Origin of the sequence: Mesorhizobium robiniae (genome assembly GCF_040545535.1) — a bacterium.
GTDB classification, from domain to species: Bacteria; Pseudomonadota; Alphaproteobacteria; order Rhizobiales; family Rhizobiaceae; genus Mesorhizobium; species Mesorhizobium robiniae.
On record NZ_JBEPMC010000003.1, the window covers coordinates 734370 to 760915 of the forward strand.

The 26546-nt window shown below is 64.3% G+C and carries 23 protein-coding genes and 1 tRNA gene; 10 read left to right on the forward strand and 14 right to left on the reverse strand.

All coding sequences use genetic code 11. The features are described 5' to 3' along the window. The first annotated feature begins 18 nt into the window (after nt 1-18). The 4 genes from arsH (at nt 19) to arsK (ending at nt 3939) form a co-directional block, all read left to right on the forward strand. On the forward strand, nt 19-747 hold the full coding sequence (gene arsH / locus ABID19_RS11740) for an arsenical resistance protein ArsH (protein WP_354490612.1): 729 nt from the start codon (nt 19-21) through the stop codon (nt 745-747). Between the two features lie 149 nt (nt 748-896). Beyond that, on the forward strand, nt 897-1217 hold the full coding sequence (locus ABID19_RS11745; RefSeq protein WP_354490613.1) for an ArsR/SmtB family transcription factor: 321 nt from the start codon (nt 897-899) through the stop codon (nt 1215-1217). 50 nt (nt 1218-1267) lie between these two features. Further along, nucleotides 1268-2701, forward strand: a complete 1434-nt coding sequence (locus ABID19_RS11750; RefSeq protein WP_354490615.1) for an NAD(P)-binding protein — start codon at nt 1268-1270, stop codon at nt 2699-2701. Continuing rightward, a complete protein-coding gene (gene arsK / locus ABID19_RS11755) occupies nt 2698-3939 on the forward strand; it encodes an arsenite efflux MFS transporter ArsK (protein ID WP_354490617.1) in 1242 nt (413 codons plus the stop codon). Before ABID19_RS11750 ends, arsK begins: the two co-directional genes overlap by 4 nt. A gap of 99 nt (nt 3940-4038) precedes the next feature. Here arsK and ABID19_RS11760 read toward each other — a convergent pair whose 3' ends face one another. The 3 genes from ABID19_RS11760 to choX form a co-directional block, all read right to left on the reverse strand. Then, on the reverse strand, nt 4039-5481 hold the full coding sequence (locus ABID19_RS11760; RefSeq protein WP_354490619.1) for an amidase: 1443 nt from the start codon (nt 5479-5481) through the stop codon (nt 4039-4041). After that, the gene (locus ABID19_RS11765) at nt 5478-6251 is read right to left on the reverse strand and encodes an alpha/beta fold hydrolase (protein ID WP_354490620.1); all 774 of its coding nucleotides are present in this window, start codon (nt 6249-6251) and stop codon (nt 5478-5480) included. The genes ABID19_RS11760 and ABID19_RS11765 overlap by 4 nt, the downstream gene beginning before the upstream one ends. A 62-nt stretch (nt 6252-6313) precedes the next feature. Continuing rightward, nucleotides 6314-7228 carry a choline ABC transporter substrate-binding protein gene (gene choX / locus ABID19_RS11770; protein WP_435528715.1) on the reverse strand — a complete coding sequence of 305 codons (915 nt, stop codon included), beginning with the start codon at nt 7226-7228 and terminating at the stop codon, nt 6314-6316. A 130-nt stretch (nt 7229-7358) separates the two neighbouring features. Between choX and betI the strand changes: the two genes are divergently transcribed. Both betI and ABID19_RS11780 read left to right on the forward strand, forming a co-directional pair. Then, entirely contained in the window at nt 7359-7991 is a 633-nt protein-coding gene (gene betI / locus ABID19_RS11775) for a choline-binding transcriptional repressor BetI (protein ID WP_354490622.1), read from the forward strand. A gap of 126 nt (nt 7992-8117) precedes the next feature. Beyond that, nucleotides 8118-9620 carry an ATP-binding protein gene (locus ABID19_RS11780; protein WP_354490624.1) on the forward strand — a complete coding sequence of 501 codons (1503 nt, stop codon included), beginning with the start codon at nt 8118-8120 and terminating at the stop codon, nt 9618-9620. Between the two features lie 143 nt (nt 9621-9763). On the opposite strand, the gene ABID19_RS11785 is transcribed toward ABID19_RS11780, so the two are convergent. Then, nucleotides 9764-10723: a DMT family transporter gene (locus tag ABID19_RS11785; RefSeq protein ID WP_354490626.1), complete on the reverse strand. Its 960-nt coding sequence runs from the start codon at nt 10721-10723 to the stop codon at nt 9764-9766. A 241-nt stretch (nt 10724-10964) separates the two neighbouring features. On the opposite strand from ABID19_RS11785, the gene ABID19_RS11790 reads away from it, so the two are divergent. Next, nucleotides 10965-13019 carry an ABC transporter ATP-binding protein/permease gene (locus tag ABID19_RS11790; RefSeq protein ID WP_354490628.1) on the forward strand — a complete coding sequence of 685 codons (2055 nt, stop codon included), beginning with the start codon at nt 10965-10967 and terminating at the stop codon, nt 13017-13019. A gap of 102 nt (nt 13020-13121) precedes the next feature. Here ABID19_RS11790 and ABID19_RS11795 read toward each other — a convergent pair whose 3' ends face one another. From ABID19_RS11795 to ABID19_RS11830, 8 genes are all read right to left on the reverse strand, one after another. Further along, on the reverse strand, nt 13122-14108 hold the full coding sequence (locus tag ABID19_RS11795; RefSeq protein WP_354490629.1) for an ABC transporter permease: 987 nt from the start codon (nt 14106-14108) through the stop codon (nt 13122-13124). 103 nt (nt 14109-14211) lie between these two features. Next, the gene (locus ABID19_RS11800; protein WP_354490630.1) at nt 14212-15180 is read right to left on the reverse strand and encodes an ABC transporter permease; all 969 of its coding nucleotides are present in this window, start codon (nt 15178-15180) and stop codon (nt 14212-14214) included. Continuing rightward, nucleotides 15177-16709: a sugar ABC transporter ATP-binding protein gene (locus tag ABID19_RS11805; RefSeq protein ID WP_354490678.1), complete on the reverse strand. Its 1533-nt coding sequence runs from the start codon at nt 16707-16709 to the stop codon at nt 15177-15179. Before ABID19_RS11805 ends, ABID19_RS11800 begins: the two co-directional genes overlap by 4 nt. Before the next feature lie 350 nt (nt 16710-17059). After that, nucleotides 17060-18118 carry an ABC transporter substrate-binding protein gene (locus tag ABID19_RS11810; RefSeq protein ID WP_354490631.1) on the reverse strand — a complete coding sequence of 353 codons (1059 nt, stop codon included), beginning with the start codon at nt 18116-18118 and terminating at the stop codon, nt 17060-17062. 26 nt (nt 18119-18144) lie between these two features. Then, entirely contained in the window at nt 18145-19059 is a 915-nt protein-coding gene (locus ABID19_RS11815) for a sugar phosphate isomerase/epimerase family protein (protein WP_354490633.1), read from the reverse strand. Between the two features lie 19 nt (nt 19060-19078). Then, nucleotides 19079-20617: a mannitol dehydrogenase family protein gene (locus tag ABID19_RS11820; RefSeq protein WP_354490635.1), complete on the reverse strand. Its 1539-nt coding sequence runs from the start codon at nt 20615-20617 to the stop codon at nt 19079-19081. After that, nucleotides 20614-21396: an SDR family oxidoreductase gene (locus ABID19_RS11825; RefSeq protein ID WP_354490637.1), complete on the reverse strand. Its 783-nt coding sequence runs from the start codon at nt 21394-21396 to the stop codon at nt 20614-20616. Before ABID19_RS11825 ends, ABID19_RS11820 begins: the two co-directional genes overlap by 4 nt. Nucleotides 21397-21454: 58 nt before the next feature. Continuing rightward, on the reverse strand, nt 21455-22381 hold the full coding sequence (locus ABID19_RS11830) for a MurR/RpiR family transcriptional regulator (protein WP_354490638.1): 927 nt from the start codon (nt 22379-22381) through the stop codon (nt 21455-21457). Nucleotides 22382-22568: 187 nt separating this feature from the next. Here ABID19_RS11830 and ABID19_RS11835 point away from each other — a divergent pair, with 187 nt between their 5' ends. Continuing rightward, complete coding sequence (locus tag ABID19_RS11835; protein ID WP_354490639.1) at nt 22569-23753, forward strand: Gfo/Idh/MocA family protein; 1185 nt, start codon at nt 22569-22571, stop codon at nt 23751-23753. Between the two features lie 35 nt (nt 23754-23788). On the opposite strand, the gene ABID19_RS11840 is transcribed toward ABID19_RS11835, so the two are convergent. Continuing rightward, nucleotides 23789-25234: a carotenoid oxygenase family protein gene (locus ABID19_RS11840; RefSeq protein WP_354490640.1), complete on the reverse strand. Its 1446-nt coding sequence runs from the start codon at nt 25232-25234 to the stop codon at nt 23789-23791. A 229-nt stretch (nt 25235-25463) separates the two neighbouring features. Then, a tRNA-Ala gene (locus tag ABID19_RS11845) sits at nt 25464-25539 on the reverse strand. Between the two features lie 161 nt (nt 25540-25700). On the opposite strand from ABID19_RS11845, the gene ABID19_RS11850 reads away from it, so the two are divergent. Both ABID19_RS11850 and ABID19_RS11855 read left to right on the forward strand, forming a co-directional pair. Then, a complete protein-coding gene (locus ABID19_RS11850) occupies nt 25701-25991 on the forward strand; it encodes a YggT family protein (protein ID WP_023800489.1) in 291 nt (96 codons plus the stop codon). Nucleotides 25992-26002: 11 nt separating this feature from the next. Then, nucleotides 26003-26317, forward strand: a complete 315-nt coding sequence (locus ABID19_RS11855; protein ID WP_354490642.1) for a DUF167 family protein — start codon at nt 26003-26005, stop codon at nt 26315-26317. Nucleotides 26318-26546: the final 229 nt, after the last annotated feature.

The following is a 26546-nucleotide window of genomic DNA, read 5'->3' on the forward strand; positions in this document are numbered from 1 at the left end:
ATAAAGAAGCCTTAGATTATGACAGTAGCCGATCAAGCAGAGTCCCTTCCGAACATCCAGATGGAGCAGTTCCCGGCGATCGATGAATCGGCGCTGTTCAATGTGCCTGTCGCGGCTCATAAACCTCGGATTCTGATGCTCTACGGCTCCCTTCGGGAGCGCTCTTATTCCCGGCTGGCCACTGAGGAAGCTGCACGTATCCTGACCTGGCTCGGTGCCGAAGTCCGTATCTTTAATCCTGCTGGTCTGCCGTTGCCGGATTCCGTACCTGCCGATCATCCTAAGGTGAAGGAGTTGCGTGAGCTGTCGCTGTGGTCCGAAGGTCAAGTCTGGTGTTCGCCCGAACGCCACGGTTCGATGACCGGTATCATGAAGGCGCAGATCGATTGGCTGCCATTATCGCTGGGCGGGATGCGGCCCACTCAGGGCCGGACGCTTGCCGTCATGCAAGTTTCCGGCGGTTCGCAGAGTTTCAACGCGGTCAACCAGCTTCGCATCCTCGGCCGCTGGATGCGGATGGTCACCATCCCCAATCAGTCGTCGGTGGCCAAGGCTTCCGACGAGTTCGACGAGGCCGGCCGCATGAAGCCATCACCCTACTATAACCGGATCGTCGACGTGATGGAGGAGCTGATGAGGTTCACGCTGCTCCTGCGTGATCGGTCCGCCTATCTCACGGACCGCTATTCCGAGCGCGTCGAAAGCGCCGAAGAGGTCGCCAAGCGGGTCAATCAGCGGTCGATCTGAGGGGTGATGCCGATCTTCGGCGTCGGGGCTGGATGCGCACTCATCCTGGTCGGTCTCACAAGCGGCTGCAGTGGATACCGGTATACGGATAATTCGAGAATTTTCGAAATAGTGTTGACGCCGCGTATTTTCGGCGGTAGCTTATTTCCATGAAACTCGAAAAAGCAGCAAAACAACTCGAGGCGCTCGGCAATCCGACGCGGCTTAATCTCTATCGCACACTGGTGAGGGCAGGCGAAACCGGACGACCGGTCGGTTATCTGCAGGAAACGCTCGGCATCGCTGCGTCGACCCTGTCGCATCATCTCCACCGGCTTATCCTGACCGGGCTGGTTACCCAGGAGCGCCAGGCAACGACCTTGATCTGCCGTGCCAATTACCCCGTCATGAACGATCTGCTCGGTTTTCTTGCCGACGAATGTTGCGCCGATGCCGCATGCGGTCCGGCGGTCGGCGAGGCGGCTGCGTAGCTATTTTTTGGCCAATATTTCTATAGTCCTAGAAAGATAGAAGGTGTGTCATGGCTCCCAATAGCGATCTCCCGGTCGCCATCATCGGCGGCGGACCTGTCGGTCTGGCTGCAGCGGCCCAACTTGTCGGCCGCGGCCTTCCGGTCAAGGTCTATGAGGCTGGTTCCGCGGTCGGCTCGAACCTTCTGGATTGGGGCCATGTGCGGGTTTTCACGCCGTGGCGCTATTGTGTCGATGCGGTCGCCCGCAAACTTCTCGAGAGCTACGGCTGGCAAATGCCGGAGCCGGAGGCATTCCCCACGGCGGACGAAATCGTCGGCCAGTATCTCGCGCCGCTCGCAGAGCTTTCCGAACTGGCGCCGTCGATCGAGACCAATGCCCGTGTCGTCGCCATTTCCCGGTGGGGAGCCGACAAGGTGTTGGGCATGGCGCGGGAGACGCGGCCGTTCATGCTTCTGGTCGAAACAGCGCAAGGCACGCGCCGGGACAGCGCTCGGGCCGTGATCGACGCGTCCGGCACCTGGCAGACGCCGAACCCGCTCGGCGCGGGCGGCTTGCCGGCCGAAGGCGAGAGGGAATTTGGAAACCGCATCGCCTACGGCATTCCCGATGTTCTCGGCCGCGACCGGCATCTCTATGCAGGCCGCAGGACGTTGGTGGCCGGCGCCGGCCATTCCGCCGCTAATGCCTTGCTGGAACTGGACAGGCTTGCGCAAACCGAGCCGGGCACCTCGGCGCTATGGGTAACGCGCAGCACCGACCTTGTCCGCATCTATGGCGGCGGCGATGCCGACGCTTTGCCGGCGCGCGGCGAGCTTGGCTCCGATGTCCGGGAGCTCGCCGAGAGCGGGCGCGTGCGGCTGATGACGGGCTTTGCCACGGTTGCCATTCGCGAGGTCGACGGCCGGCTGGTGGTCGACGGCCAGACAAAGGATGGATTGCGCACCGTTGGCCCCGTCGACCGGATCATCGCCGCGACGGGTCAGCGCCCCGATCTCGCCTTGACCCGCGAGCTTCGGCTGGACCTCGATCCATGGCTTGAAGGCGTCAAGGCGCTGGGGCCACTCATCGATCCCAATGAACATTCCTGCGGCGACGTGCCGCCGCATGGTCACCGCGAGCTCAGCCACCCCGAGCCCGATTTCTACACGGTCGGCGTCAAAAGCTATGGCCGCGCGCCGACGTTCCTGCTGCTGACCGGCTACGAGCAGGTCCGCTCGGTTGCCGCGGCGATCGCCGGCGACATGGAAGCCGCCGATGCCGTGCAGCTGGTGTTGCCCGAGACCGGCGTCTGCACGGTGCCAGCATCACTTTCAGGCGCGTCGTCTCAGGGCTGCGGCGGACCGGCGCCGGCTGACGTCGATGCCTGCTGTGTCGACGATGCCAAGGCAAAGGCGAGCGGCAAATCGGGATGTGGCTGCGGCAGCACGCAGTCGGTCGCCGCGCGCAGCGGCGATCTCGAGATCGCAGATGCCGCTCAATGAGCGACCTGAAGATCCCGGCTGCGGCACTCTGGGCGTTGGGGCTGACGCAGATCATCGGCTACGGCACGCTCTATTACAGCTTCAGTATTCTGGTGCCGTCGATCGCGCTCGAGTTCACCTGGCCGGAACAATGGGTTTTCGGCGCCTTGTCGGCATCGCTGCTGGTGGGTGGCCTGTTTGCGCCGACAGCCGGACGCTGGGCCGATCGTTTTGGTGCCGGCCGGGTGATGACGTTTGGTTCGGCAGCGGTCGCGGCAGCGCTCGTTGCCTGCGCGGTAGCACCCGGACGAATTAGCTTCGTGCTGGCGCTGATGGCGATGGAACTGGCGTCCGCCTTCGTGCTCTACAGTGCCGCTTTCGTGGCGATCGTCCAGATCGGCGGAGCTAGGGCGCAGCGCAGCATCACCCATCTGACGCTGATCGCCGGCTTCGCCTCCACCCTGTTCTGGCCATTGACGGCGGCACTGCACGAACACCTGACCTGGCGCGAGGTCTATCTGGTCTTTGCCGCCCTCAATGTCGCAGTCTGCCTGCCCATCCATGCCTGGCTGGCGCGGCTGTCGCGTCGGATAGGTGAAAGCGCATCGGCGACACCTGGAGCCATCGGGCCAACCGGCGGTGCGGTTGCCTTCACGCCACGCGACCGCAGCAGAGTGTTTCTGCTCATGCTTGGCGGCTTTGCCATCGAGGGGTTCGTGCTATCCTCGGTCCTCGTTCACATGGTCCCGCTGACGACGGCGCTCGGACTTGGCTCGGCCGGGCTTGTCGTCACCACGCTTTTCGGCCCGTCCCAGGTGGCGAGCCGGCTTATCAACATGCTGTTCGGCGGCCGGCTGGCACAGACCTGGCTTGCGGTGATCGGCGCGACATTGCTGCCGCTCGGCCTTGTCGTGCTGCTGGCAACGACACCATCGGTGGCCGGCGCCATCGCCTTCGTCATCCTGTTTGGATTGGGCTCGGGTCTCGCCAGCATCGTCGGCGGCACGCTGCCCCTGGAATTGTTCGGACGGGAGCGCTACGGCGCACGGCTCGGCTGGGTGACGGCGGCGCGTCAGTTCTCGTCGGCGCTTGCACCGTTTGCGCTTGCCATGGCGATGGCAGGCATGGGCGTCCAACCATCGCTCTGGCTGGCCGCGGCGGTCGGCATGCTCGGCATACTGGCTTTCTCGGCAATCATCCTGATCAGAAGGCAGCCTCTTGAGGTTGCGATACCTCTTGTGAATGCCAATAGCCGCTGAGCCTGATGCATGTTGCCCAAAAGTGCGCAGCGGTTTTGGGGTCACGACATGCATAAAAAGAAGAACTTAAAGCGCGTCGCGTGTCAGACGTGACGCGCTTTAAAAGTCCCCCGCCCAGATCGGCGGATGCCGCGTCGCCCACTGCGTTGCCTGCTCCAGCTCATGGGCAATGCGCAGCAGCCGGTGATCCTCGTTCTGGCGGGCAACGAGCTGGATGCCGACCGGCACGCCGCCCTCGGACTGAAAGAGCGGAAGGCTGGCGGCGGGCTGCCCGGTGACGTTGAAGATCTCAGTGAAGGGCGCGAATCCGTAGGCCCTGTTTGCCCATTCCTCATAGTCGAAATGCGCGCCGTTGCCGTTGATTTCGCCCAGGCGGGGCGGCAATTCGGCCGTGGTCGGCGTCATGATCAGATCGAACCGATCGAACTTTATCGCCATGGCGAGAGACGCCCGATGAGCGCAATCCTGGGCATCGAGGTAATCGGCCGCCGAGGCTTGTTCGAAGCGTTCCAGCGTGTGGCGGCTCAGTCGCTCGATTTCACCGTTTTCCGGCATGCGGCCGATCTCACCGGCTCGTTCCCGGATGGTCAGGCCAATCTCCGACATCCACAGGAGGCTCCAGCCGTCGCCGCAATCGGCCTCGGGTGGAAACGATGCTTCCTCCACCTCGTGCCCCATCTTCTCGAGCAGCGCCATGGTCTCCAGAAACCAGGCCTTGATTTCGGGCGCGATGTCAGTGCCATCGGGTCGCCGTCCCAGGCAGGCGATGCGCAGGCGCTCGCTCGGCGTGCGCAGCCAGTCGAAATAGGAGGGCACCGATCTGGAGACGCGGTAAGGCGCCCCCAGTTCCGGGCCGGCAGTCATATCCAGCATGGCGGCGCTATCGCGGACGGTGCGCGAAAGCACGTTTTCGACATGGAGTCCGGCTCCGACCTCGCCGCGATAAGGGCCGAGAGGATTAAGGGCGCGGGAAGGTTTTAGGCCGAACAAGCCGCAGCAGGCCGCCGGCACGCGGATCGATCCGCCAATATCGGAGCCATGCGCTACCGGCACCATGCCGCTCGCGACGGCGGCGGCAGCCCCACCGCTCGACCCGCCGGCCGTGATCGTCAGATCCCAGGGATTGAGCGTCGGCCCGGGGAAGGCCGGCTCGGTCACGAAGTCGTTGGCATATTCCGGCGCGTTCGTCTTTCCCAGCAAGACCAGGCCGGCCGTCCGCCATCGCCGAACGATCTCGCTATCGGGCTTGGGCGCGGCATCCCTGAAATAGGCGGAGGAATGCGTTGTCGGCCAGTCCGCCGTGTGGATACCGGTATCCTTTATGAGGAAAGGAACGCCGGCTAAACGAACGCTCCGATCCACGTTCCTTGCGCTGGAACGAGCGCCTTCGACATCGACCAGGGTCACGGCATTGAGGACAGGATTGATCCTTGCGGCCGCCTCGATTGCCGCCTCGACGACCTCGATGGCGGACAGGTCGCCGGAGCGAACCTGTTCGGACAGCGCAACGGCATCGAGCGCCGCATATTCCGACAGCTTCATGGCTGGCTCATTTGCCTCGGCTCATTGCGTGCCGGAAAATGTGCGATGATGAGCTGGGCGACCAGGGCCGGGTCCTCCCAGTGCGGGTTGTGGCCGCTATTGGCGGCTTCGACGACTGCAGCGGTGGGAAAGGCTTCCACCAGCCGCTGCTGATGCATACTGTCGAATAGGGGATCGCGCCCGCCGTTTACGATTAGCGTATCGACCTTGACACTTCGCGCAGCCGCCGTCAGATCGGTGCGGCGCACCTGCTCCAGTATGGCGCGCCAGCGTGGCGCTGGCATGGTCGACGCCTCCGCCGCCGCCATTGTGAGGAAGTCGGGTGGAACGTCCGCCTCGCAGGCGTGCCAATAGGCATAGAACGGGTCCGTCGGCGATATCGGGTCGCGCAGCGATTGCACCCCGACGACCATCGGATGCGCATCGGGGATCTCGGGCTGCAGCGTGCCCGCAAGCAGCACCAGTCCACCGGCCAAAGCCGGATGCCGGGCAACCATCTCGATGGCAATCATGCTGCCCAGCGAATGGCCCACCAGAACCGGCCGTACGAGCTGTAGCTCGGCAATGAGCGCGGCAAGATCGTCGGCGAAATCGGCCGGCCCGAGGCCGTTCGTCCCGGCCTGCGAGGCGCCGTGCCCGCGCAGGTCCGGGATGATCAGGCGGCGGCCTTTCAGAAAGGGGACGAGCAGGGAAAAACTGCGGCTCGTATCGGTAAAGCCGTGGATGAGGACAAGCGGCGGCTCGGCGCCGCCGATCTCGATATAGGCCATGGCGGTCCCGCCGATAGCGACACTTCGCTTGCGGCTGGCCCATCCCTCCTGCATTGCGGAGTTCACAGGCCGAGCTTTGCCTTCACGGCGTCGAGCGCCGGCTTGCCGTCGAAGGTGGTAACGCCTTGCAGCCAGGCGTCGAGCCTTCCCTCATTTTCCGATATCGCCTTCTCAGCGGCATCGAGCGGCGCCATGCCGTCATTGATCAGGTAACCCATGCCGGTATTCTCGAAGTCGATGTCGAAGCTGAGGTTCTTCAAGAGCTGCGCTGCGTTCGGACAGGCTTCCAGATAGCCCTTGCGCACTTGGGTGCTGACGGTCGCCGCGCCAAAATTGGGGCCGTAGAATTTGTCGCCGCCGGTCAGATATTTGAAGTCGTACATCGTGTTCATCGGGTGCGGCGCCCACCCCTGGAAGACGATGAAGTTCTTCTCCTTTATCCGATATCCGACCTCCGACAACATGCCGGCTTCGCTCGACTCGACGACTTCCCAACCGTTCAGACCGAGGCTCGGGTCGGCGATGGCGTCCATCATCAACTGGTTCGATCCAGGTTCGATGCCGTACATCTTGCTGCCGAATTTGTCAGCGAATTTCTTGAGGTCGGCCACGTCCTTGACGCCTGCTTCCCAGACATAGGTTGGAACGGCAAATGTGTATTTGGCGCCTTCGAGATTGATGCGGACGGTCTCGACCGAGCCATCCTGCTTGTACGGAGCAAAATTTGCGACCATGGCCGGGTCCCAATAGCCGAGGAAGACGTCGAGATCATTATTCTTCAGGGCGGCGTAGATGACGTCTATCCCGAGCAGTGTGCTCTGCGGCTTGTAGCCGAGAGCGTCGAACAGGACGGAGGCGACACCGGTGGTGAAGGCGAGATCGTTCCAGCCAGGCTCGGCCATGCGGACGGCTCTGCATTGTTCCGGTTCCGCGGCCTGGCTCGCCTGCGGCGCAAGCGCCAGAACACACAAGGGCATGCTGAGAAGAAAGGCGCGAAGCATTCTGATATCTCCCGTTGTTGACCGTTTGGTCTGATTATTGTCCCACTGGTCAATTGTTGATCTCGGTGGACGGGAATGTCAATATGCATTTGCATCGGGACCAATCATGAAACTCACCCGCCTCAGCGACATCCGCCGCAAGGAGCTGCGCCAGGCAGCGTTCGCCGTGCTTCAGCGGGAAGGCATAGCCGGCGCGACGATCGAGAAGGTCGCGGCACAGGCCGGCGCGTCGAAAGGCATCGTCCTGCATTATTTTAGGGATAAGCGAGAGCTGTTCGAACACGCGATGCGCGAGTCGAACCTGGTGCTGCGCGATGCGGTGGTGGCACGGCTGAAAGGCGCGCATACGCCAATGGAAAGGCTCGACGCTGTGATCGACGGCAATTTCGAGCCGCATTTCTTCCAGCCGTCGCTTTGTCACGCGTGGCTCTCGCTATGCGCGGAGGTGCCGCGCGATGAGAAATTGAAACGCATTCAGCGCGTGATCCACAGCCGGATGCGGTCGAATTTGCTGTCCGGCCTGCGCGGTCTTGTCGTCGAAGCTGACGCAAACGATATCGCTTTCGGCATCACCACGCTGATCGACGGACTATGGCTGCGGCTTGGCCTGCAACCCGGCAGCGTTTCGCGCGACTACGCGCTGCGCCAGGTCAAGGACTATGTCGCCGCGCGGCTGGCAAGCGCCGAATCGCCGGCGGCCACGCGGCCCGCATCAGTCGGCGTCGAAAAGGCCAGCTAGCCGGCGCCTGATGGCTGCGCGCCAGCCGCATTCGTCCAGCTTGTGCGCAACGGCGAGCCGCCGGCCATGCGCGCTCGACGGGCCGCGATGCGGTTGGTAAGCCCTCTCCTCAAGGAGAGTCGAGACATGACCGTTGCGATCGAGATGGGCCACACGACCGCGGGCGCCCCGGCGGCACTGGATCTTGAGGAGCTGCTGGCGACCCGCCTTTTGGTGCAGGGCAATTCGGGCTCCGGCAAATCGCACCTGCTGCGCCGGCTGCTGGAGCAGAGTGCGCCCTGGGTGCAGCAGACCATCATCGACCCCGAAGGTGATTTCGTGTCGCTGGGCGACCGTTTCGGCCATTTGGTGATCGATGCCGAGGAACATACCGAGCGCGGCCTGCAGAGCGCCGGCGAGCGGGCACGCATCCATCGCGTCTCGACGGTGCTCAATCTCGAAGGGCTCGACGCCGAGAACCAGATGCGGCGCGCGGCCGCCTTTCTCGGCGGGCTGTTCGAGGTCGCCCGCGACCATTGGTATCCGATGCTGGTGGTGGTGGACGAGGCGCAACTGTTCGCGCCGGCGGTTGCCGGCGAGGTGTCGGACGAAGCGCGTAAACTCTCGCTCGGCGCCATGACCAATCTGATGTGCCGCGGCCGCAAACGCGGGCTTGCCGGGATCATCGCCACCCAGCGGCTGGCCAAGCTCGCCAAGAATGTCGCGGCGGAAGCGTCCAATTTCCTCATGGGCCGGACTTTTCTCGATATCGACATGGCGCGCGCCGCCGACCTTTTGGGCATGGAGCGGCGACAGGCCGAGGCCTTTCGCGACCTGGAGCGCGGGCAGTTCATGGCGCTGGGCCCGGCGCTATCGCGCCGTCCGCTGGGCCTGCGCATCGGCCCGACGGAGACAAGTCCGCGCAACGGCACCCCGCGCCTGATGCCGCTGCCGGAATCGGCACTGGAGGACGCGCGCGCGATCATCCTGGCAGCCCCGCCGCCCGAGACCGTGAGGCCGCAGCGCCGGGCGGCGTCGCCGGACCTGCTCGACCAGCTGATGGCGGCAAAGTCGGCGGCGCTGGAAATGCGCCCCGAACCGGTGGAGCCGCCAATCAGCGCCGAGGATCTGGCGGAGCGGCGGGAGCGCGTCGACCGCGTCCTGCGCGCCGTGATGGCGCAGCCCGACGCGGGTTTCCGTGTTATCGGCGTGCTCTATCAGGAGTTCGTGGTCCGCTGCCGCATCGAGGGCCTCGCCTCGGTCGTGCCGGATCTGCCGGAGTTCCGCCGCATGCTGACGCGCGCCCGCGCCGGCCTTGGCTCCGACATGGCCGGGGATGACGCGTGGCAGGATGTCTCGGTGCGCGCCTCGCTGCTGCCCGAGGATATGCAAGGCGTGTTCATGATGATCGCTCGCGCGGCGAAGGAAGGCTGGCCCTGCCCGAGCGACGCGACGATCGCCCGCGCCTACGGCTCGCACTCGCTGCGCCGCGCCCGGCGCCTGCTGACTTACATTGAGGAGCAGGGACTGATCGTGTGCCAACTCGACGGGGTTGGAAGGCGGACGGTGACGCTGGTGGAATTGGCCTGGGCGACGGCGCCGGGCGATCCGAATGCGGAGGAGGCGGAGCAGGGGCGTTTGGCTGTGTGAGGTGGCGAAGAGTGCTTGGGAAGAAGAGCCCTTCTTCAAGCTGCAGCTATGTCGATGGTAGTGACAGCGGCGATGCCTGCTTTGCGCCCATAGGCGGACAGTCCGGAACGGCCAATTCCTCGCCCCAGCCACCCGGAAGATTTCTACGCGACGCGTGCGGGGCCCGGCCCGGGTTTGAGCACAGTAGCGAGCACGATGCCAGCGACGATAAAGGCAGCGCCGACCAGATCGTAGCCGTGCAAGCCTTCGCCAAGCAGTAGATAGGCGAGTATGGCGACGAACACTGTCTGCAAATAGAGCAGCATGCTCGCCCGGCTCGCGCCAAGCGTTTCCACGCTTTTGTTGTAGAGATAGTACATCAAGGCGCCGCCCGGGCCTGCCAGATAGGCGAGCGCGAGAATGCTATTGACGTCCATGGTGGAGCGTTCGTCGTTGAACAATTCCCATAGATGGAAAGGCAAGGCGACCAGCGCGCCGGCGCCGAGCAGCAGCACGACCATCGGCAAGAGTTCGATGCCGAACCTGGCACGGCGCAAAAGCACAGTGTACAGGCCCCAGCAGAACGCGCTGCCAACGATCCACAACTCGCCAGCGTTGAACTTGAGCTGAAGCAGCGCCGTCAGGTTCCCGTGCGCGACGATGAAAATCATCCCGGCCAGCGCAACCAGCGCGCCAAGCGACTTCCAAAGCCCGAGCGGCTCGCCAAGCACAAAACGGGCGAGCACCATCGTCATGACGGGAGATAGCGCCATGATGATGCCGGCCGTGGTTGCGTCAGTGTCATTGAGGCCGTGGTATATCATGCCTTGGCAGAGCGTCAGGCCGATTGCGCCGACGGCGACGACCTCCACGGCGCGCGTTCGCAACAGCCCGATCATTGCCTCATGGTGACGGTGCACGATCGGCAGCAGGATGGCGCAAGCCAGCGCCAGCCGCCAGAAGCATAGCCCCCAAGGCGGCATTTCAGGTGCCACCCATTTGGCCGCGATATAGACACCGGCCGAAAGCAGCCAGCACAGGACAGCGGTTGGATAGCCGGCCATGGAGGATGCGGGACTGACGGCAGGTTGCGTCGCTTGATGCGCTATCGGCACTGCCTGCATGCCATGCCCTCCCGCGATGAGCCTCAGCCCGAGGGGGTAATATAGCCTGTGGCGTTGGGTCGTGCATCTGGTTTTGAATGGCGGAGGGAATCGGGCCGGCGGCACTATGTCTCCCGATGGGGTGGAAACTCTTTCCCCTGAGTGGAAATGCGTCCTGACTTCGAGGGCGGCAACCTGCCGGCTGCAGCCGGATGCCGGGCGGACATTATGAAACCTTCTGAGTATCAAGCCGTTGTCGGCGATGCCAGAGGCTGAATTCAAAGCCAAACCGCCCGGCAGCGCCAAACCGCCCGGTGCGAGAAAGCCGCGCCCATCGCGCCGAGAGAAGTCGCGTCCAGAGGTACCGAGCGAAGAGAAACCAGGCGAAGAGAACGCCCCGGTCCTCGAACCCGCTCCCGAGGTCGACGGCGAGCCCGCGCCGCCGCCGGAGGCGATCGAACCCGATCCTCAGCTGACGCCCGAGCAGGCCGAGCAGGCGCGTAAGAAATATCTGCTGAAGCGCTTCTGGATCAGCGGGCGCGGATACTGGGGCCGTGGCGGCGACAGGCTCGCCTGGCTGTTCACGATCGCGCTGTTGATCTTGATCTGCATCAATGTCGGCTTCCAGTATGGAATCAATGTCTGGAACCGCTCGATTTTCGATGCCATCGAGCAACGCAATGCCCGCACCGTTTATTTCCTGAGCGCCGTTTTCCTGCCGCTCGTGTTCGGCAGCGGAAGCCTGGTCGTTGCGCAAGTCTACCTTCGCATGACGATCCAGCGCCGCTGGCGTTCCTGGCTCACCACAGCGGTCATCGCGCGCTGGCTCGCAAACGGCCGCTATTATCAGTTGAACCTCGTCGGCGGCGACCACCAGAATCCCGAAGCCCGCATCGCGGAGGATCTGCGCATTGCCACCGAATCCCCCGTCGACTTCATCGCCGGTGTCCTCAACGCGTTTCTGTCGGCTTCGACCTTCATCGTCGTGCTGTGGACGATCGGCGGGGCGCTGACGCTGACGATCGCGGGTTCGAGCGTCACCATTCCCGGCTTCCTCGTCATCACGGCGGTCGTCTACGCCGCGATCACCTCCACGTCCATGACTGTCATCGGCCGCCATTTCGTCCACCTCTCCGAGGAAAAGAACCAGGCGGAAGCCGAGTTCCGCTACACGCTGACGCGCGTGCGGGAAAACGGCGAGAGCATCGCATTGCTCGGCGGCGAGGAGGAGGAGCGCAGCGGCATCGACAGGAATTTCGGCCATGTGCTCAGGCAATGGGCGCTGCTCACGGGCCAGCACATGCGCACGGCGCTGGTGTCGCAAGGGTCGAGCCTGTTTGCGCCGCTCGTGCCGGTCCTGCTTTGCGCTCCGAAGTTTCTCGAGGGAAGCATGACGCTTGGACAGGTCATGCAGGCTGCGTCCGCCTTTGCCATCGTGCAGGGGGCGTTCGGGTGGCTGGTCGACAACTATCCACGTCTCGCCGACTGGAACGCCTCGGCCCGGCGCATCGCTTCGCTGATGATGTCGCTCGACGGGCTGGAGCGCGCCGAACAGAGCGACGCCCTGGGGCGGATCCAGCGTGGCGAGACCGAAGACGATGCGATGCTCAGCCTCGACAATCTGTCCGTGACGCTCGACGACGGCACCTCCGTGGTCAAGGAAACCGAGGTCGTGATCGAGCCGGGCGAGCGGGTGCTGGTGGCCGGCGAATCGGGTTCGGGCAAGAGCACGCTGGTGCGAGCTGTCGCGGGTCTGTGGCCATGGGGCGGCGGCAGCGTCAGTTTCCACGCCGAGAGACGACTGTTCATGTTGCCGCAACGGCCGTACATCCCCTCTGGTACGCTTCGCCGCGCCGTCGCCTATCCAGCGGCGGCCGACAACTGGACGACCAAGGAGATCAAGGCTGCCCTCGACAAGGTGGGCCTCGCCTATCTCGCCGCTAAGATCGAGGAAGACGCGCCATGGGACCAGACCTTGTCGGGTGGCGAAAAGCAGCGGCTCGCCTTCGCGCGCCTCCTCCTGCACAGTCCCGATATCGTCGTCCTGGATGAAGCGACCTCAGCGCTCGATGAGAAGAGCCAAGGCAGGATGATGGAGGTGCTGCTCCACGAATTGCCCGATGTCACCATCATAAGCGTGGCGCACCGAGCCGAGCTGGAAGCCTACCACAGCCGCAAGATCACCCTGGAGCGGCGCAAGGACGGCGCAAAGCTTGTCAGCGATATCGAGCTTGTCCCGCGCAAGGGCAAACGGAACCTGTTCACGCGCGCCCTATGGGGCTCCGGTGCGGCCGACAAGCGGCGTGCAGGGGAGTAGGCTCGTGATGGCTGGGACGGAGAATTGCAAGACCGCATGGCCACAACGGTCAGCGTGTGTAGACGTAAGTCGACTTTGCCAGAAGCAGGCGCCGTGTCGCCTTCACCGATCCTCAATAATCCTCAAATACGCCGCCGTGACGAACAGCACGATCAGCCCGAACAATATCCGCCGCGCGCCCTCCGGCATCTGCAGGATGGTCAGCAGCGTCGTCAGCACGGTGAGGATCAGCGCCCCGATGATCGTGCCGGTGTAGCCGCCGCGGCCGCCGAAGATCGAGGTTCCCCCGATCACGGCGGCTGCCACCGAAGGCAGCACCAGCGGTTCGGCCAGCGATAGCGACGGCGCCTTGATCAGGCCGATATAGAGCAGGCCGGTGATGCCGGCGAGCACGCTCGAGATGATGTAGAGCGCGGTGATGACCTGCCAGTAGCGGACGCCGGACAGGCGTGCCGCCCCTTCATTGTCGCCGACCGCGTAAAGCAGGCGGCCAAAGCCGGTGCGGTTCAAGGTGAAGACGATGAGGACGGCGACAGGCACGAACAACAGCAGCGCATTGGGTATGCCATAGGTGAGGCCGGTGCCGAGCCAGGCCAGGAAGGGCGGGATCTTGGCGCCCGAAGCGATGACAGTGCGCTGGTAGACCTGCAGGCAGCCGGTGCCGATCAGGCTGGTGCCAAGCGTCATGATCAGCGGGTGCACGCGAAAGACGCCGACGCCGATGCCGTTGACCAGGCCGATCAGCACCGCCGGCACCAATGCGATGAGGATCGCCACCGCCGGGTCATGGTTGACGACCTGCGTCGCCATGATGAAGGCGCTCATCGTCGCCACGGTTCCGACGGACAGATCGATGCCGCCGGTCAGCATGGTCATGGTCTGGCAGCCGGCAAGAATTGCCAGCGGGATGGCGAACTTGACGGTGTTGGCGAGCCAGCGCTCGTTGACGATGCCGGGGCGCAGGATCTGCAGGATCACCACCAGCATGACCAGCAGGATGATCAGCGGGATCAGCGGCCGGTCGGCCATGAAGCGTTTCAGGCGGCGGCCGAAGGGGACGGGTTGGGGAGTGATCGCGGTTGTGCTCATCAGATTGCTCGCGATTGGTTTTGCCCGGGGCAGGACAGAGGGGGGCGCCGTAGAGCGCCAAGCCTTACTTCATTCCGATGCGCCAACCTCACGGCACTGCTCATCATTGCCGCCCTCTCATCGTAATAAACGCGCCGAACATCACCACGGCGACCATGATCGCGCCCTCGATGATTGCGGTGACGTTGGGATCGATGGCGAGCAGCGTCAGGTCGGTGCGCACCAGCCGCAGCACGAAGACGGCGACGATCGGGCCGAGCAATCCGCCCTTGCCGCCGCCAAGGGCGACGCCGCCGAGCACCACCGCCGCCACGCTGGCAAGAAGATAGGGGCCGGGGATGGGCGCGCCGATGCCGGTGCTCATGGTCAGCGCCAGCCCGCCCATGGCGCCGAAAAGCCCCGACAGGGCATAGGCGATGATCTTGGTGCGCGCGACGGGCACGCCGCTGCGAAATGCTGCCAGTTCGCTGCTGCCGATGGCGTAGATCGACAGGCCGAGTTTTGACCGCTTGAGCGGTATCCAGATGATGCAGAGGCAGATGACCAGCAGGATCAGCGCTTTCGGTATCCAGGCGGAGATCCCGGGCAGCCCCGGAATTGGGACGGTGCCGATGATGGTCGCCCTCAGCCATTCGGCCACCCCGCCGCCGGGCGCGCCGAGGACGAGCAGCGCCGCGCCTTGCAGAACGAAGAGAGTGGCCAGCGTGACGACGATGTCGGGCACGCGGGTAACGACGATCAGCATGCCGTTGACGGCGCCCAGCACCAGCCCCATGGCCAGCACGAACGGCACCACGAACAGCGCGTATTCCTCGCTGGCGCCGTCCATCATCGAGGCGGCGGTGACGCTGGTCAGCGCCATCATGGCGCCGACGGAAAGATCGATACCACCGGCGATGACGACAATCGTCTGGGCGGCCACGGCAAAGGCGTAAGGCAGCACCGCGCGCACCAGCGAGCCGAAATCGCCGCTGCCATAGCCCGGCTGGATCAGCTTGGTGATCACCAACAGCACCACGAACAGGACAATCAGGCCGGCGACCCAGCCCTGGCGGCGGATAAGGCGGCTCAAGGCGTCACCGCCGGGTTCGCGCCAGCAAGGATGCCGACATCCTCCTTGGCGCCGCGCGGCAAGCCGTAAGCGGCGCGCATCAGCGCCGGCTCGTCGGCGAGTTCGACGGGGAAGACATCGACGACGCGTCCCCCAAAGATGACGATGACGCGATCGCAGACACGCTGCACCTCCTCGAGCTCGGACGTATAGAACAGCACCGACTTGCCCTGGTCGGCGAGTTGGCGCAGCAGCTTGTAGATCTCCTGCTTGGTGCCGACATCGATGCCGCGCGTCGGGTCGAAGCAGAGGATGGTCTGTGCCTCAGCGGCGATCCAGCGGGCGATCGTCACTTTCTGCTGGTTGCCGCCGGACAGCCGCTGCACCTCGCGCTGGGCGCGCGTGTCGATCTGCAGCCGCTCGATCGCATTGACGACCTTGGAGCCTTCCTGCCGCATGTTGATCGGCCCCCAGTTGCGCAAGGCGGCGCTGAACGGGAGCGCGATGTTCTCGCGCACCGAGCGCTGCATGGTCAGCGCCTCGGTGCGGTCGCCGGGCACATAGGCGATGCCGGCGCGGATCGCATCGGCCGGATGCGCGAATCTCACCGGCTGCCCGTCCACTTCGATCGTGCCGCCGGACGGGCGGATGGAGCCGGCAAGTGCTGCGAAGAGCTCGTCTTGGCCTTGGCCCTCAAGCGCGACGACGCCTGCGACCTCGCCGTTCGCCAGCTCGAACGAGACGTCGTTGAGCTTGGTGCCGACACGAAGGTTCGCCACGCCGAGACGCGGACGGCTATCCCTGGGCGAGGCGGCCTGGCCCGCCTGGCGCGCGGCCACCCGCGTCTTTTCGACCTTGGCGCCGAGCATCATCTCGACGATGCGCTCCTCTACGCCCGGTTCGATGTCGACGACACCGACGGTCTCGCCGTCGCGAAGCACGGTGGCGCGGTCGCAAAGCGCCGATATCTCGACAAAGCGGTGGGAAATGAAGATCACCGAACGGCCGCTGTCGCCTTGCCGGCGCACGACTTCGAGCACTTTTTCGGCAAGGTTTGCCGGCAGTGCTGCGGTCATCTCGTCGAGCAGCAGAACGTCGGGCTCGACGGCCAGCGCGCGCGCCAGATCGAGCACGCGCAGCACGGCAAGCGGGATGTCGCGCGCGGTGTCGCGGATGTCGAGGTCGGGAATGCCGAGCTCGCGCACCCAGGCGCGGAACGGCTCGACCGGCGTGTCGGTCAGGCGAAGGTTGGAGGCAACGTCGAGATCCGGGATGAGCGATGGTTCCTGGTAGACCGGAAGCAGGCCGGCGCGGCGCGCATCGGCGGGCGAGCGCACGTCGCGGGCTTCGCCGCGGATCAGGATATGCCCGGCATCGGCGCGGATGGCGCCGGTCAGGATTTTTACGAGCGTCGATTTGCCGGCGCCATTGGCGCCCATCAGCGCATGGACCTCACCCGGCAGGACCGAAAGCGACGCGTTGCGCAGCGCCACCACGGCGCCGTAGGTCTTCACGACGCCGGTGGCGTCCAGGAGGGGGTTTTGCTGCAAAGGGTTTGTTGTCAAAACGTGTTGTTCTCGTCCAAACTGTCCAAATATTTATGACGCCAACCACTTACGCTGTCCGCATCAGAAACAGAACTTTCTTGCTGGCGCTCTACGGCGCCCCCCTCTGTCCTGCCGGACATCTCCCCCACAAGGGGGGAGATTGGCAGCTATGACGCCGACCCTCTTCTTGCAACGCCGAAGATTGGCCAAAGCCTTGGTAACGGCTGATCTCCCCACTCGTGGGGGAGATGTCCGGCAGGACAGAGGGGAGCGCCGTAGAGCGCCAACCAATCAACTCGTTGTATCGCGAGGACGGCAGTTCGCCGTCCTCGCTACGCTGCTCGAAGCGATCATTACTCGCCAGGGCCTTTGCAGGCGACGATCTGTTCCTTGGTGTAGGTGGTCCAGTCCGGGATGGAGATCGAGACTGGCCATTCCGGGCTCAGCGACGGATCGGCCGCGCCCTTGAGCTTTGCCTTGCCCTCCTCGGTGGCGTTCTCCCAGAGCTGCGGCTCGACCAGCACGGTCTGCTCCGCCGGCTTCTTGCCGTTCAGGATCTGGAGAGCCAGCGTCACGCCGGCGCCGCCGATCGAACCGGGGTTGGTCACCGCGGCGCCGACAAGGCCTTCGACCGAGTTCAGCTGGCCGACGAAGCCAGCATTGTCGGCGCCGACCACCGGCACCAGCGGCGTCTGCGACTCGACCAGCGCATCGACGATCACATTGTCGATGCCCGAGGTCCAGATGCCGTTGACGGGCGTTCCGGTGGCGATGAAATCGAGGATCTGCTGCTTGGCCTGATCCTGCTGCCAGCCGGTGAAGACCTCATGCACGACTTTGACGTCGGGGAATTCGGCGAGCGCCTTCTTGAAGCCCTTGTCGCGGTCGCTGTCGGCCGAGGCTCCGGCCGCACCGCGCATATAGACGACGTCGCCCTTGCCGCCGATCTGCTGGAACAGCCATTTGGCGCCGAGATAGGCATACTGCTCCTGGTTGTTGGAGATGATGTAGGCCGAGGGCTCGGTGACCGCCTGGTCGACGGCGACGACGACGATGCCGGCCTTGGTCGCTTCCTCGAGGGCTGACTTGATGCCGGCTGGATCGGCCGGGTTGACGACGATGGCGTTGACCTTGGCGCTGATCAGGTTGCGGATGTCCTCGAGCTGGCCGGCGGCATCGGTGTTGCGATGGGCGATGTTCAGCTTGGTCACTTCGCCGGAGGCCAGCGCCTGTGCCTTCATCGCGCAGATCATCTCCTCGCGCCAGCCATTGCCCTGGACGGTGTTGGAAATGCCGATCGTGTATTTGGCTTCAGCGGCCGAGACGCCGACCGAAGCCATGAAGGCCGCGCCGGCGAGCAGCGGGACCATTGCCAGATATTTCCTGTTACGCATGTAAGTCTTCCTCCACATTGATTTCGGTTCAGTTCAAAAAGGTGTCACTTCACGAAGGGGCGCAGCACGTCGCGGGCCAGCAGAAAGCCCCGCTTGACCTTGTCGTCGCTCCCTTCAAATCGTCGGTCCTCGTGTTCGATGATAACAGGCCCGTCATAGCCGGCGCGATAGAGGCCTGAGAAGATGACGTTCCAGTCGACATCGCCGAGTCCCGGCATGCGCGGCACCTGCCAGCCTATGCCGGCCGACAGGATGCCGCGCTCGTAAAGTCCATCAGGATCGATCATCAGGTCCTTGGCATGGGCATGCAGCATGTATGGGCCGAATTCCTTGATGAAGCGGGCCTGGTCGATCATCTGCCAGACCAGATGCGAGGGGTCGAAGTTCATGCCGACATCGCCGCCCCAGGCCTCGAGAATGCGGCGCCAGATATAGGGCGAATAGGCGATGTTGTGCCCGCCCGGCCACTCGTCATAGCTGAAGATCATCGGGCAGTTCTCGAAGGCCAGCTTCACGCCATGGTCACGCGCGTGGGCTATTATGGCGGGCCACACTTTGAGCGCCTCTTCCCAGTTGGCGTCGATGGTTTTCGAAGCGTCGCCGCCGCAGAAGGTGTTGACGACAGGCACGCCCATATGGCTCGCCAGCACGATCACCTTTTTCAGATGGTCGATGACGGTCTGACGGTGGGCGGCATCGGGATGCAGCGGATTGGGGTAGAAACCGAGGCCCGAGATCGACAGGTTCTTTTCCGCCAGTGCGGCGGCGATTTCCTTGGCTTGCGAGGCCGAGGTCGAGGCGGCGTCGATATGGCTGGTGCCGGCATAGCGCCGCGCGGTGCCTGAGGATCTCGGCCAGCAGGCGATCTCCAGCGCCTCGAAGCCGACCGAGCTTGACCAATCGGCAACCTCGTCAAGCGATGCGTCCGCAAACGGTGCGGTGAGCAGTCCGAGCTTCATAGTGCCTCCCTTCCCCCTACTATGCCGATTGTGTGGGCCGCTTCAACCGTGCGGCCGTCGGCAAGGCACAAACCTGTCTGACGAAAGCCATCGGATCGTCGCCGAGCAGGCCGTCGAGACCGGCGATGATCGCGTTGCGGAAATCGCCGTTTGCGGCAAGCTCCGGATCGAAGATCGTGTCGATGGCGAGGATCGCGGCTGCCAAAGCCTTCGTGTCGGCGCCGACCGCGTCGGCAAGGCCGGCGATCCTGTCGCCATAAGGGTCGGACACCGGCCAGCGTCTGCCGAACCGTGCCGAGGAGCGGATCAGATAGGCCATCCAGCCTGTAACCGCGACCGACAAGAACGCGATACTGTCGCCGCGCTGCAACCGCTCGCGGATCGGGTTGAGAAGCCGTTGCACGATCTTTTGCGAGCCGTCGGTGGCGATCTGATGGTTGCGATGGCGGATTGCCGTATTTCGCAGGCGAGCGAGGCTTTGCTCGACATAAGCCAGCGGCGCCATACCCGGCACCGGCATCAGCGTCGGAAGCGTCTCTTCGGTCAGCATGCGCCGAACGAAAGTGGCGAGCAGCGGATCGGCGATCGCATCGGACGTGTGCTCAAGGCCGGCCAGCACGCCGAGCGTGGCAAGCGTGGTCTGGGCGCCGTTGAGCACCCGCATCTTGAGGTGCTCGAACGGCGTGACGTCGCCGACGAAGCTCGCGCCGACCCGGTCCCATCGCGGCACGCGGCCGGCGAATTTTTGTTCGATCACCCATTGCCGGAACGGCTCGCCAACGACGACGGCGGCATCGCGATAGCCAAAATGCTGCTCCACGGCTTCGATATCGGCTGGCGAGGTCGCTGGCGCGATGCGGTCGACCATGGCCGAGGGGAAAGCGACATTGGCGGCGATCCAGTCGGCAAGACCGTTGCTGCGCCGGCTGGCCAAAGCCTGCACAACATTGGCCAGGATGACGCCGTTGGTCGGGATATTGTCGCAGGAGAGCAGCGTCACCGGACGGCCGTGCGAGTTCATGCGCAGTTCGAGCGCCCGCGCCAGAATGCCCGGTACGCTTCGCGGCATCAGCGGGTTGGCGAGGTCGTGGACGATGTCCGGGTGACCCACATCCAGCGCGCCGCTGGATGGAACGTGGCAATAGCCTTTCTCGGTCACGGTCAGCGTGACCATGTCGATGTCGGCGGAGGCCAGCACGTCGAGCGCGGGTGCGGCACTGTCCTGGCTGTCGACAACCCTGACGATGCTGCCAATGATTCGCGCCTCGACTTGGGCGTCCTCGCGGATGAGGCGCGTGTAGAGCCCGCTTTGCCTGCCCAGTGTCTGCGACAGGTTTGGCGGGCGGATGTTGATGCCGACCACGCCCCAGCGATCGAAATGGCTGGACAGGAGATCGTCGGTGTATTCGGCCTGGTGGCAGCGATGGAAGGCGCCGACGCCGATATGGGCCATGCCGGCGGCCAGCGCTGTCCGGTCGTAGGACGGCTTTTGAATGTCAGAACGAAGCCGGCTAATAAGTTTCGGGCCGAGCCTTTCGGGGGGCGCTGAAGCGTTCACCGGTTCGCCCCCACGACCCACTGTTCCTGGTCGATCAGGGCGCCGGTCATCGGCCCGGAGGCGTCGGAGAGCAGGAACACGGCGAGGTTGGCCACTTCGTCGGCCGCCAGCAGTCGCCCGAAAGGTTGCGACGCGTTGGCGGCGTCGAGCCACCCCGGGCCCAGCCCAAGCGTCTCGGCCTGCATGATGCGCTCGGCCGGCGTGTCGGTCCAGCCGACATTGATGCCGTTGACGCGGATGCGGTCGAAGCGATGCGCATTGGCGGCGTTGCGGGTGAGGGTAGCGAGCGCGCCCTTGGTGGCCGAATAGACGGCGAGTTCGGGCGAGCCGCAATGCGCGTTGATCGACAGGATGTTGACGATGGCGCCGCCTTGACCTTGCTTGCGCATCTGCGCAATGGCCGCCTGCATCAGGAAGAACGGCGCCCGTGCGTTGACGGCGAACAGCGCTGCCCAATCGTCGAGGCCGGCATCGAGGAACGAGGCGCGGTTGGTCAGGCCGGCGGCGTTGACCAGCGCGTCGAAGCGCCCGAAGCGCCCGACGCATGCCTCCACCAGCCGCGCCGGCGCCGTGGCGTCAGCCAGATCGGCGGCGACGAAACTCGTCGGCGTGCCTATCGCTGAAAGCGCCGCTGCGACTTCGGCGCCACGCACCGGCTCACGGCCGGTGACCAGCAGGCCGCCGGCGCCAGCGCGCGCAAGGCTCTCGGCGATCGCCCGGCCAATGCCTTGCGTCGTGCCGGTGACCAGCACCACTTTGCCCTCTAGCCGAAGCTCCATTGCTCCTCCCGGAACAAAGTTTTCATTTTTGTAAATATGAAACGCTAATTCCCGATAGTCAATCGTGTCCGTCCGCGGCGGTGCGGCGCGCGACGACGCCGTGGACAAGGGCCATGCCGACGGCGAGCGAGGCGGCAAGCGAGCGGAAGCCGGCGAAGTCGGATTCGACAACCTCCAGCCATGTGTCCGAGAACTTGACAAGGGGAGAAAACGTGCTGTCGGTTATGGCAACGATGCGCGCCTTTCGCTCATAGGCGACAGCGACGAGATCCGGCGTGATCGAGTTGTAGGGGCTGAAGGAGACCGCCAGCACGGCGTCGCGCTTGCCAATGCAGCTGATCTGGTCGAGCGCGGTGGAGCCGACATTGTCGACCAGCACATTGCGCACGCCCTGCTGCGACAAAGTAAGCGAAAGATAGGTAGTGACCGGAAAGGCGCGTTTGCTGCCGATCACATAGATCAGGTCGGCCGCCGCCAGCAGGTCGACCATGCGCTCGAAGCTGGCAATGTCGAAGCTATTGTCGATGCGGCCGAGCGAAGCCTGAGAGGCGCCGACCATGCCGTTGAGAAAATGCAGATCGGCGTTGGGTTCGGTGGCCGCGCGATCCTGTCCGTCGCGCGCCCGGCCTTCGGGCCAGGAGCCTTTGACATGGTCCTTGAAAAGCCCCTGGAAATCGGAAAAGCCGGCATAGCCGAAGATCTGGGCGAAACGGACAAGCGTCGAGGGCTGCACACCGGCCTGCTCGGCGACCTGCGCGATCGTGCCGAGCGCCACGTCGCTCGGATGCTGCCACAGGAAGATGGCAACCTGGCGCAGGCGTTTTGGGAAATGCACGGTACCGGACGACAGCACCGCGCGCAGTTCCTCATAAGTCTGCGGCTTGGTGTAGCCGAGCGCGGCAAGCGAGCGGCCCTGTTTTTTCACCCGAGCCTCATTGCGGCCGCCAGTGCCAGCTTGGTCGGGCGATCTGCGCGCTCCGCTCATGACACAGGGAAGGCGGCGTCTGACAAGCTGTGTCTCGTCACCCGAACCCTCCTCCCAAGGTCATGACAAGTCCCTAAGCTAGCGCGGCATGATCGTTTTACAAAACAAAAATTGGAAATCATGTTCGAAAATGGCGTCCGACATCCTATAGTCGCGTTCACAATCTTCGGCACGGAGTTCTCAAATCATGGTCTATGCAACCTCGGACGGATCAATGCGCCAACGCCTGAGGGTCGGCATGGTGGGTGGCGGCCGCAACGCCTTTATCGGTGCCGTGCACCGGCTGGCCATGCGGCTCGACGACCAGATCGCGCTGGTTGCCGGGGCATTGTCCTCGGATCCGGAAAACGCGGCCGTCTCGGCCGCCGAGATCGGTATCGTGCCCGAGCGCAGCTATGCCGACTATCGCGAAATGGCGCGCGTCGAGGCGATGCGGTCCGACGGCATCGAAGCCGTCGTCATCGTAACGCCCAACCACCTGCACGCGCCGATCGCCACCCCGTTCCTCGAAGCTGGCATCGACGTGATCTGCGACAAGCCGCTGTCGACAACACTGACTGACGCAGAAGCACTGGTGAGCCTGGCGCGCGCGAAAAACCGCAAGTTCGTCGTCACGCTCAACAACACCGGCTACGCTATGGTCCGGCAGGCGCGCGAGATGGTGGCGGCCGGCGAGCTCGGCCGGATCGTCGCCGTGCACGCCGCCTACATCCAGGATTGGCTGACCTTGCCGATCGATGCGGAGGGCCAGAAGCAGGCCGAATGGCGCACCGATCCGGCGCGGGCCGGGCAATCGGCGGTGCTTGCCGACATCGGCGTGCACGCGTTCAACCTCGCAAGCTTCGTCTCGGGATGCCAGGCCGAGCAGGTCTTTGCCGATCTCTTCACCGCCGTGCCGGGGCGGCGGCTCGACGACAACGCTCATGTGCTGGTGCGCTGGACGGGCGAGGCGCGTGGCACCATCCTGGCCAGCCAGACCTCCCCCGGCCATTACAACGACCTGTCGGTCCGCATCTATGGCGACAAGGCCGGGCTTGAATGGTCGGGCCTGCGGCCTGAAGAACTGCGCTTTTCGCGCCATGGCGAGGAAACGCGCACGCTGGTGCGCGGCGGTCATGGTGCGTCCGAGGAGAGCCGGCGTGTGTCGCGCATGCCGGCAGCCCACCCGGAAGGTTACATCGAGGCGTTCGCCAATCTCTATCGGGACGCCGCCGATATCATCCGCGCTCATCGCGCCGGCGAAGCGGTTGATGCCGCCCGCGCCGCCCAGGTGCCCGATGTCGTCGACGGGGCCCGTGGCGTGAAGTTCGTCGCGGCGGCCGTTGCCTCGAGTTCCGCCGGCGGAGCGTGGGCGCCGGCTTTGTTTCCCTGAGTGCCGAGAATCCAGTGGCCGGCACTTGGCATCGGTCAGCGCGCGGATCGATCCGGGCGCGCAAAATAGTTGCCGTGAAAGCCAAAAGGGATGTGATGCGGGACGGATGCCCGGGCGCGTTCGGCGAGCGTCGCGGCGTCGAGCACAAGCAGGAATGACGTGCCGGCGCCGACATCGAGGACGACGGACAACAGGACGCCATCGTCTTCGTCCACGCCGGCCGGACGCGCCACATAAACAGGCTCGCCAGCATAGCAGCCCGGTTCGGCCCAGGTCGTGACGGTCGCCGGCGCGGTGGCCGAAAGCTCGATCTTGGCTATGGTGTCGAGGAAACTGTCCGCTTCACTTTGCCCGGCTCCCCATACGCAGCGGTACGATCTGCCTGCGCGGCGGGAATAGTCGATGCGCGGCAACTCGATGCGCGTGTCGCAGAGCGGTTCCGGCTCGATCTCGACAGCCGCAGCAGGATTGCCGTCGAGCGGAATGCGGTACCGCGTCAAGGTCGAGGTCGGGTTGACCTGCGCTCCGGAGCGCAGCCGGTCGAGGCGCAGCTCGCCGATGATCCTCGCATCGGGATAGGCGAGGAGGTCCACCAGCAGCGCACCGTCCGCCTCGAAGGCATTGACGTGGTGAAAGCAGAAGCACGACGACGCCCTGGCACGGGCGGCGACAGCGCCGGTCGACTTATCGATCACTGTGAATACCGTGCCGAACTCCGGCTGCCAGCGATAGTTCGTAATGAAGGGCTTGCCGAACAAAGCGAGCTTGAGCGGGTTCACCCGAAGCGGAAACTCCGTCAGCACCAAATAGCGTTCCGACATGCCGAAGGAATGCATGTAGCTCGGCCGATCAACTGGCAATTCGGCCAGGACACGCTGCACGCCGCTTTCGTCGACGAACAGGCGATACGTGCTGCGGCGCCCCATCTCGATAACGTAGGAGTAGCCGCGCTCGCCGTCGCTGTGCGGGTGCGCAGTCGAGATCTGCCCGTTGATCGCACGACTGAATTGGAGCCGTCCGTGCGTTTTGAGGGTGCGTGGATCGAAGCGGATCGGCATCGGTGTCTCGGTCAGCGCCACGATCTCGCCGGCCAGCACCGACACATTGACATTCGCATTGTCGGTAAGCTTTGGATTGAAGATCGCCATGACGCGGCCAAAGATCGTGCGGCACGGATCGGTCATGAATTCGCCGCGCGCGATGCGACCCTTCTCCATCGCCTCGCAATAGGATTGCGAGCGGATGAAGCGGTTGGAATAGCGGACCGCTCCATCGCTGAAGTCGAAGGCGTGGAGCATGGCGAGACCGTCGAACCAATGCGTATAGGCTTGCCGGCCCACCTCGAATTTCGCAGGCCCGGTTCGGAGAAGCCGGCCGGTGAGCCACGCCGGCAGTTCGCCTTCCACCTGCAACGGCAGCTGGTCGACCTCCTGTTCGAGTGTGGTGAAGCCCAGTGCGTAACGGCCATTCGCTTCGGGCATTCCAGCCTCCTTCGCTTTGCCTCTGGTGCCTCCGCCCCTGCCGCTAAACGCGTCAGCGTCGCCGATGTTTCGCATCCGAGCCGTGGAGCCGGACCGACTGGACCTTCGTCATCCGCCGATATGCAGCTGCCGCCGCGCCGGACAAAGGGATGACCGGCTGAGCGAACCACAGCCCAGCCAACGGAAAACCGTTCACTGGCAACGAAATCAGATATTTAGGATATCCCGCTGGTGGAGCTGAGGAGGATCGAACTCCTGACCTCGTCATTGCGAACGACGCGCTCTCCCAGCTGAGCTACAGCCCCGTCCAGCGGATGGGCGCATTTATCGGGCGCGGCGGTTTCCTGTCAAGACGGTGTTCTGCCCAAAAGCCGCGCGGCCAGCCCTCCGCGCGGCCTGCTGCGGACAGCGGCTCTTGCTGCTTTCGCCCGTAATGGCTACATGTCGGCAACAATCGGAGACCGGCATGATAGCTCTCATTCAGACCATTGTCCTGGCGCTTGACATTTATTGGTGGATCATCATCGCTTCGGCGATTTTCTCCTGGCTCTACGCCTTCAACGTCGTCAACTCACGCAACCAGTTCGTCGATAGCGTCAGCAACATGCTCTTCCGGCTGACCGAGCCGGCGCTGCGGCCGATCCGCCGCTTCTTGCCCGACCTCGGCGGGATCGATATTTCGCCGATTATCCTGCTTCTGATCCTGTTCTTCCTCCGGCAGTTCCTGCTCACCACGGTGGCGCCGCTGGTCGTCTGACCGGTCGTTCCATGACTAGGCCGTTTCGCCCGCGTAACGACGGCCTCGACCTGTTCGTCCGGCTGACGCCGAAAGCGGCAATGGACAGGCTCGAAGGCATCGAGATCTCGGCAGACGGGCGAAGCCGTCTGAAGGCCCGCGTCCGCGCCGTGCCGGAAAACGGCGCCGCCAATCAAGCGCTTGAACGGCTGGTCGCCAAGGCACTGGGCGTGCCGCGATCTGCCGTCTCGGTCGTCGCCGGTGGCTCGGCCCGGCTGAAGACGCTGCGCATCCTCGGCGATCCGGCGGTGCTGGCGAAAAGTGTCGAGCTGCTCAGCGACGCCTGAAGCGTCTCATTCCTTCGCGCCCCCCCACTTGGGGCAGGGCAATCGCATATGGCAGCGCCAGCCCCCTCTCCGGCCGCTGCGCGGCCACCTCTCCCCCATTTCATGGGGGCGAGGAACGCCAATCGTCGAGCTCACAGCCATGGAAAGCTTGGTTCCTCGCCCCCACAAAGTGGGGGAGAGGTGGCTCGGCGAAGCCGAGACGGAGAGGGGGAGCGCCATATGCGATTGC

What these genes read in the sequence shown, in the direction of transcription:
- ABID19_RS11835 (WP_354490639.1), top strand. Translation starts at nt 22,569, where the DNA reads ATGGTCTATGCAACCTCGGACGGATCAATGCGCCAACGCCTGAGGGTC.
- ABID19_RS11765 (WP_354490620.1), bottom strand. Translation starts at nt 6,251, where the DNA reads ATGGCCTATATCGAGATCGGCGGCGCCGAGCCGCCGCTTGTCCTCATC.
- ABID19_RS11760 (WP_354490619.1), bottom strand. Translation starts at nt 5,481, where the DNA reads ATGAAGCTGTCGGAATATGCGGCGCTCGATGCCGTTGCGCTGTCCGAA.
- ABID19_RS11810 (WP_354490631.1), bottom strand. Translation starts at nt 18,118, where the DNA reads ATGTGGAGGAAGACTTACATGCGTAACAGGAAATATCTGGCAATGGTC.
- ABID19_RS11825 (WP_354490637.1), bottom strand. Translation starts at nt 21,396, where the DNA reads ATGGAGCTTCGGCTAGAGGGCAAAGTGGTGCTGGTCACCGGCACGACG.
- ABID19_RS11785 (WP_354490626.1), bottom strand. Translation starts at nt 10,723, where the DNA reads ATGCAGGCAGTGCCGATAGCGCATCAAGCGACGCAACCTGCCGTCAGT.
- choX (WP_435528715.1), bottom strand. Translation starts at nt 7,228, where the DNA reads ATGCCCTTGTGTGTTCTGGCGCTTGCGCCGCAGGCGAGCCAGGCCGCG.
- ABID19_RS11745 (WP_354490613.1), top strand. Translation starts at nt 897, where the DNA reads ATGAAACTCGAAAAAGCAGCAAAACAACTCGAGGCGCTCGGCAATCCG.
- ABID19_RS11850 (WP_023800489.1), top strand. Translation starts at nt 25,701, where the DNA reads ATGATAGCTCTCATTCAGACCATTGTCCTGGCGCTTGACATTTATTGG.
- arsH (WP_354490612.1), top strand. Translation starts at nt 19, where the DNA reads ATGACAGTAGCCGATCAAGCAGAGTCCCTTCCGAACATCCAGATGGAG.
- ABID19_RS11855 (WP_354490642.1), top strand. Translation starts at nt 26,003, where the DNA reads ATGACTAGGCCGTTTCGCCCGCGTAACGACGGCCTCGACCTGTTCGTC.
- ABID19_RS11780 (WP_354490624.1), top strand. Translation starts at nt 8,118, where the DNA reads ATGACCGTTGCGATCGAGATGGGCCACACGACCGCGGGCGCCCCGGCG.
- arsK (WP_354490617.1), top strand. Translation starts at nt 2,698, where the DNA reads ATGAGCGACCTGAAGATCCCGGCTGCGGCACTCTGGGCGTTGGGGCTG.
- ABID19_RS11815 (WP_354490633.1), bottom strand. Translation starts at nt 19,059, where the DNA reads ATGAAGCTCGGACTGCTCACCGCACCGTTTGCGGACGCATCGCTTGAC.
- ABID19_RS11840 (WP_354490640.1), bottom strand. Translation starts at nt 25,234, where the DNA reads ATGCCCGAAGCGAATGGCCGTTACGCACTGGGCTTCACCACACTCGAA.
- ABID19_RS11790 (WP_354490628.1), top strand. Translation starts at nt 10,965, where the DNA reads ATGCCAGAGGCTGAATTCAAAGCCAAACCGCCCGGCAGCGCCAAACCG.
- ABID19_RS11830 (WP_354490638.1), bottom strand. Translation starts at nt 22,381, where the DNA reads ATGAGCGGAGCGCGCAGATCGCCCGACCAAGCTGGCACTGGCGGCCGC.
- betI (WP_354490622.1), top strand. Translation starts at nt 7,359, where the DNA reads ATGAAACTCACCCGCCTCAGCGACATCCGCCGCAAGGAGCTGCGCCAG.
- ABID19_RS11795 (WP_354490629.1), bottom strand. Translation starts at nt 14,108, where the DNA reads ATGAGCACAACCGCGATCACTCCCCAACCCGTCCCCTTCGGCCGCCGC.
- ABID19_RS11750 (WP_354490615.1), top strand. Translation starts at nt 1,268, where the DNA reads ATGGCTCCCAATAGCGATCTCCCGGTCGCCATCATCGGCGGCGGACCT.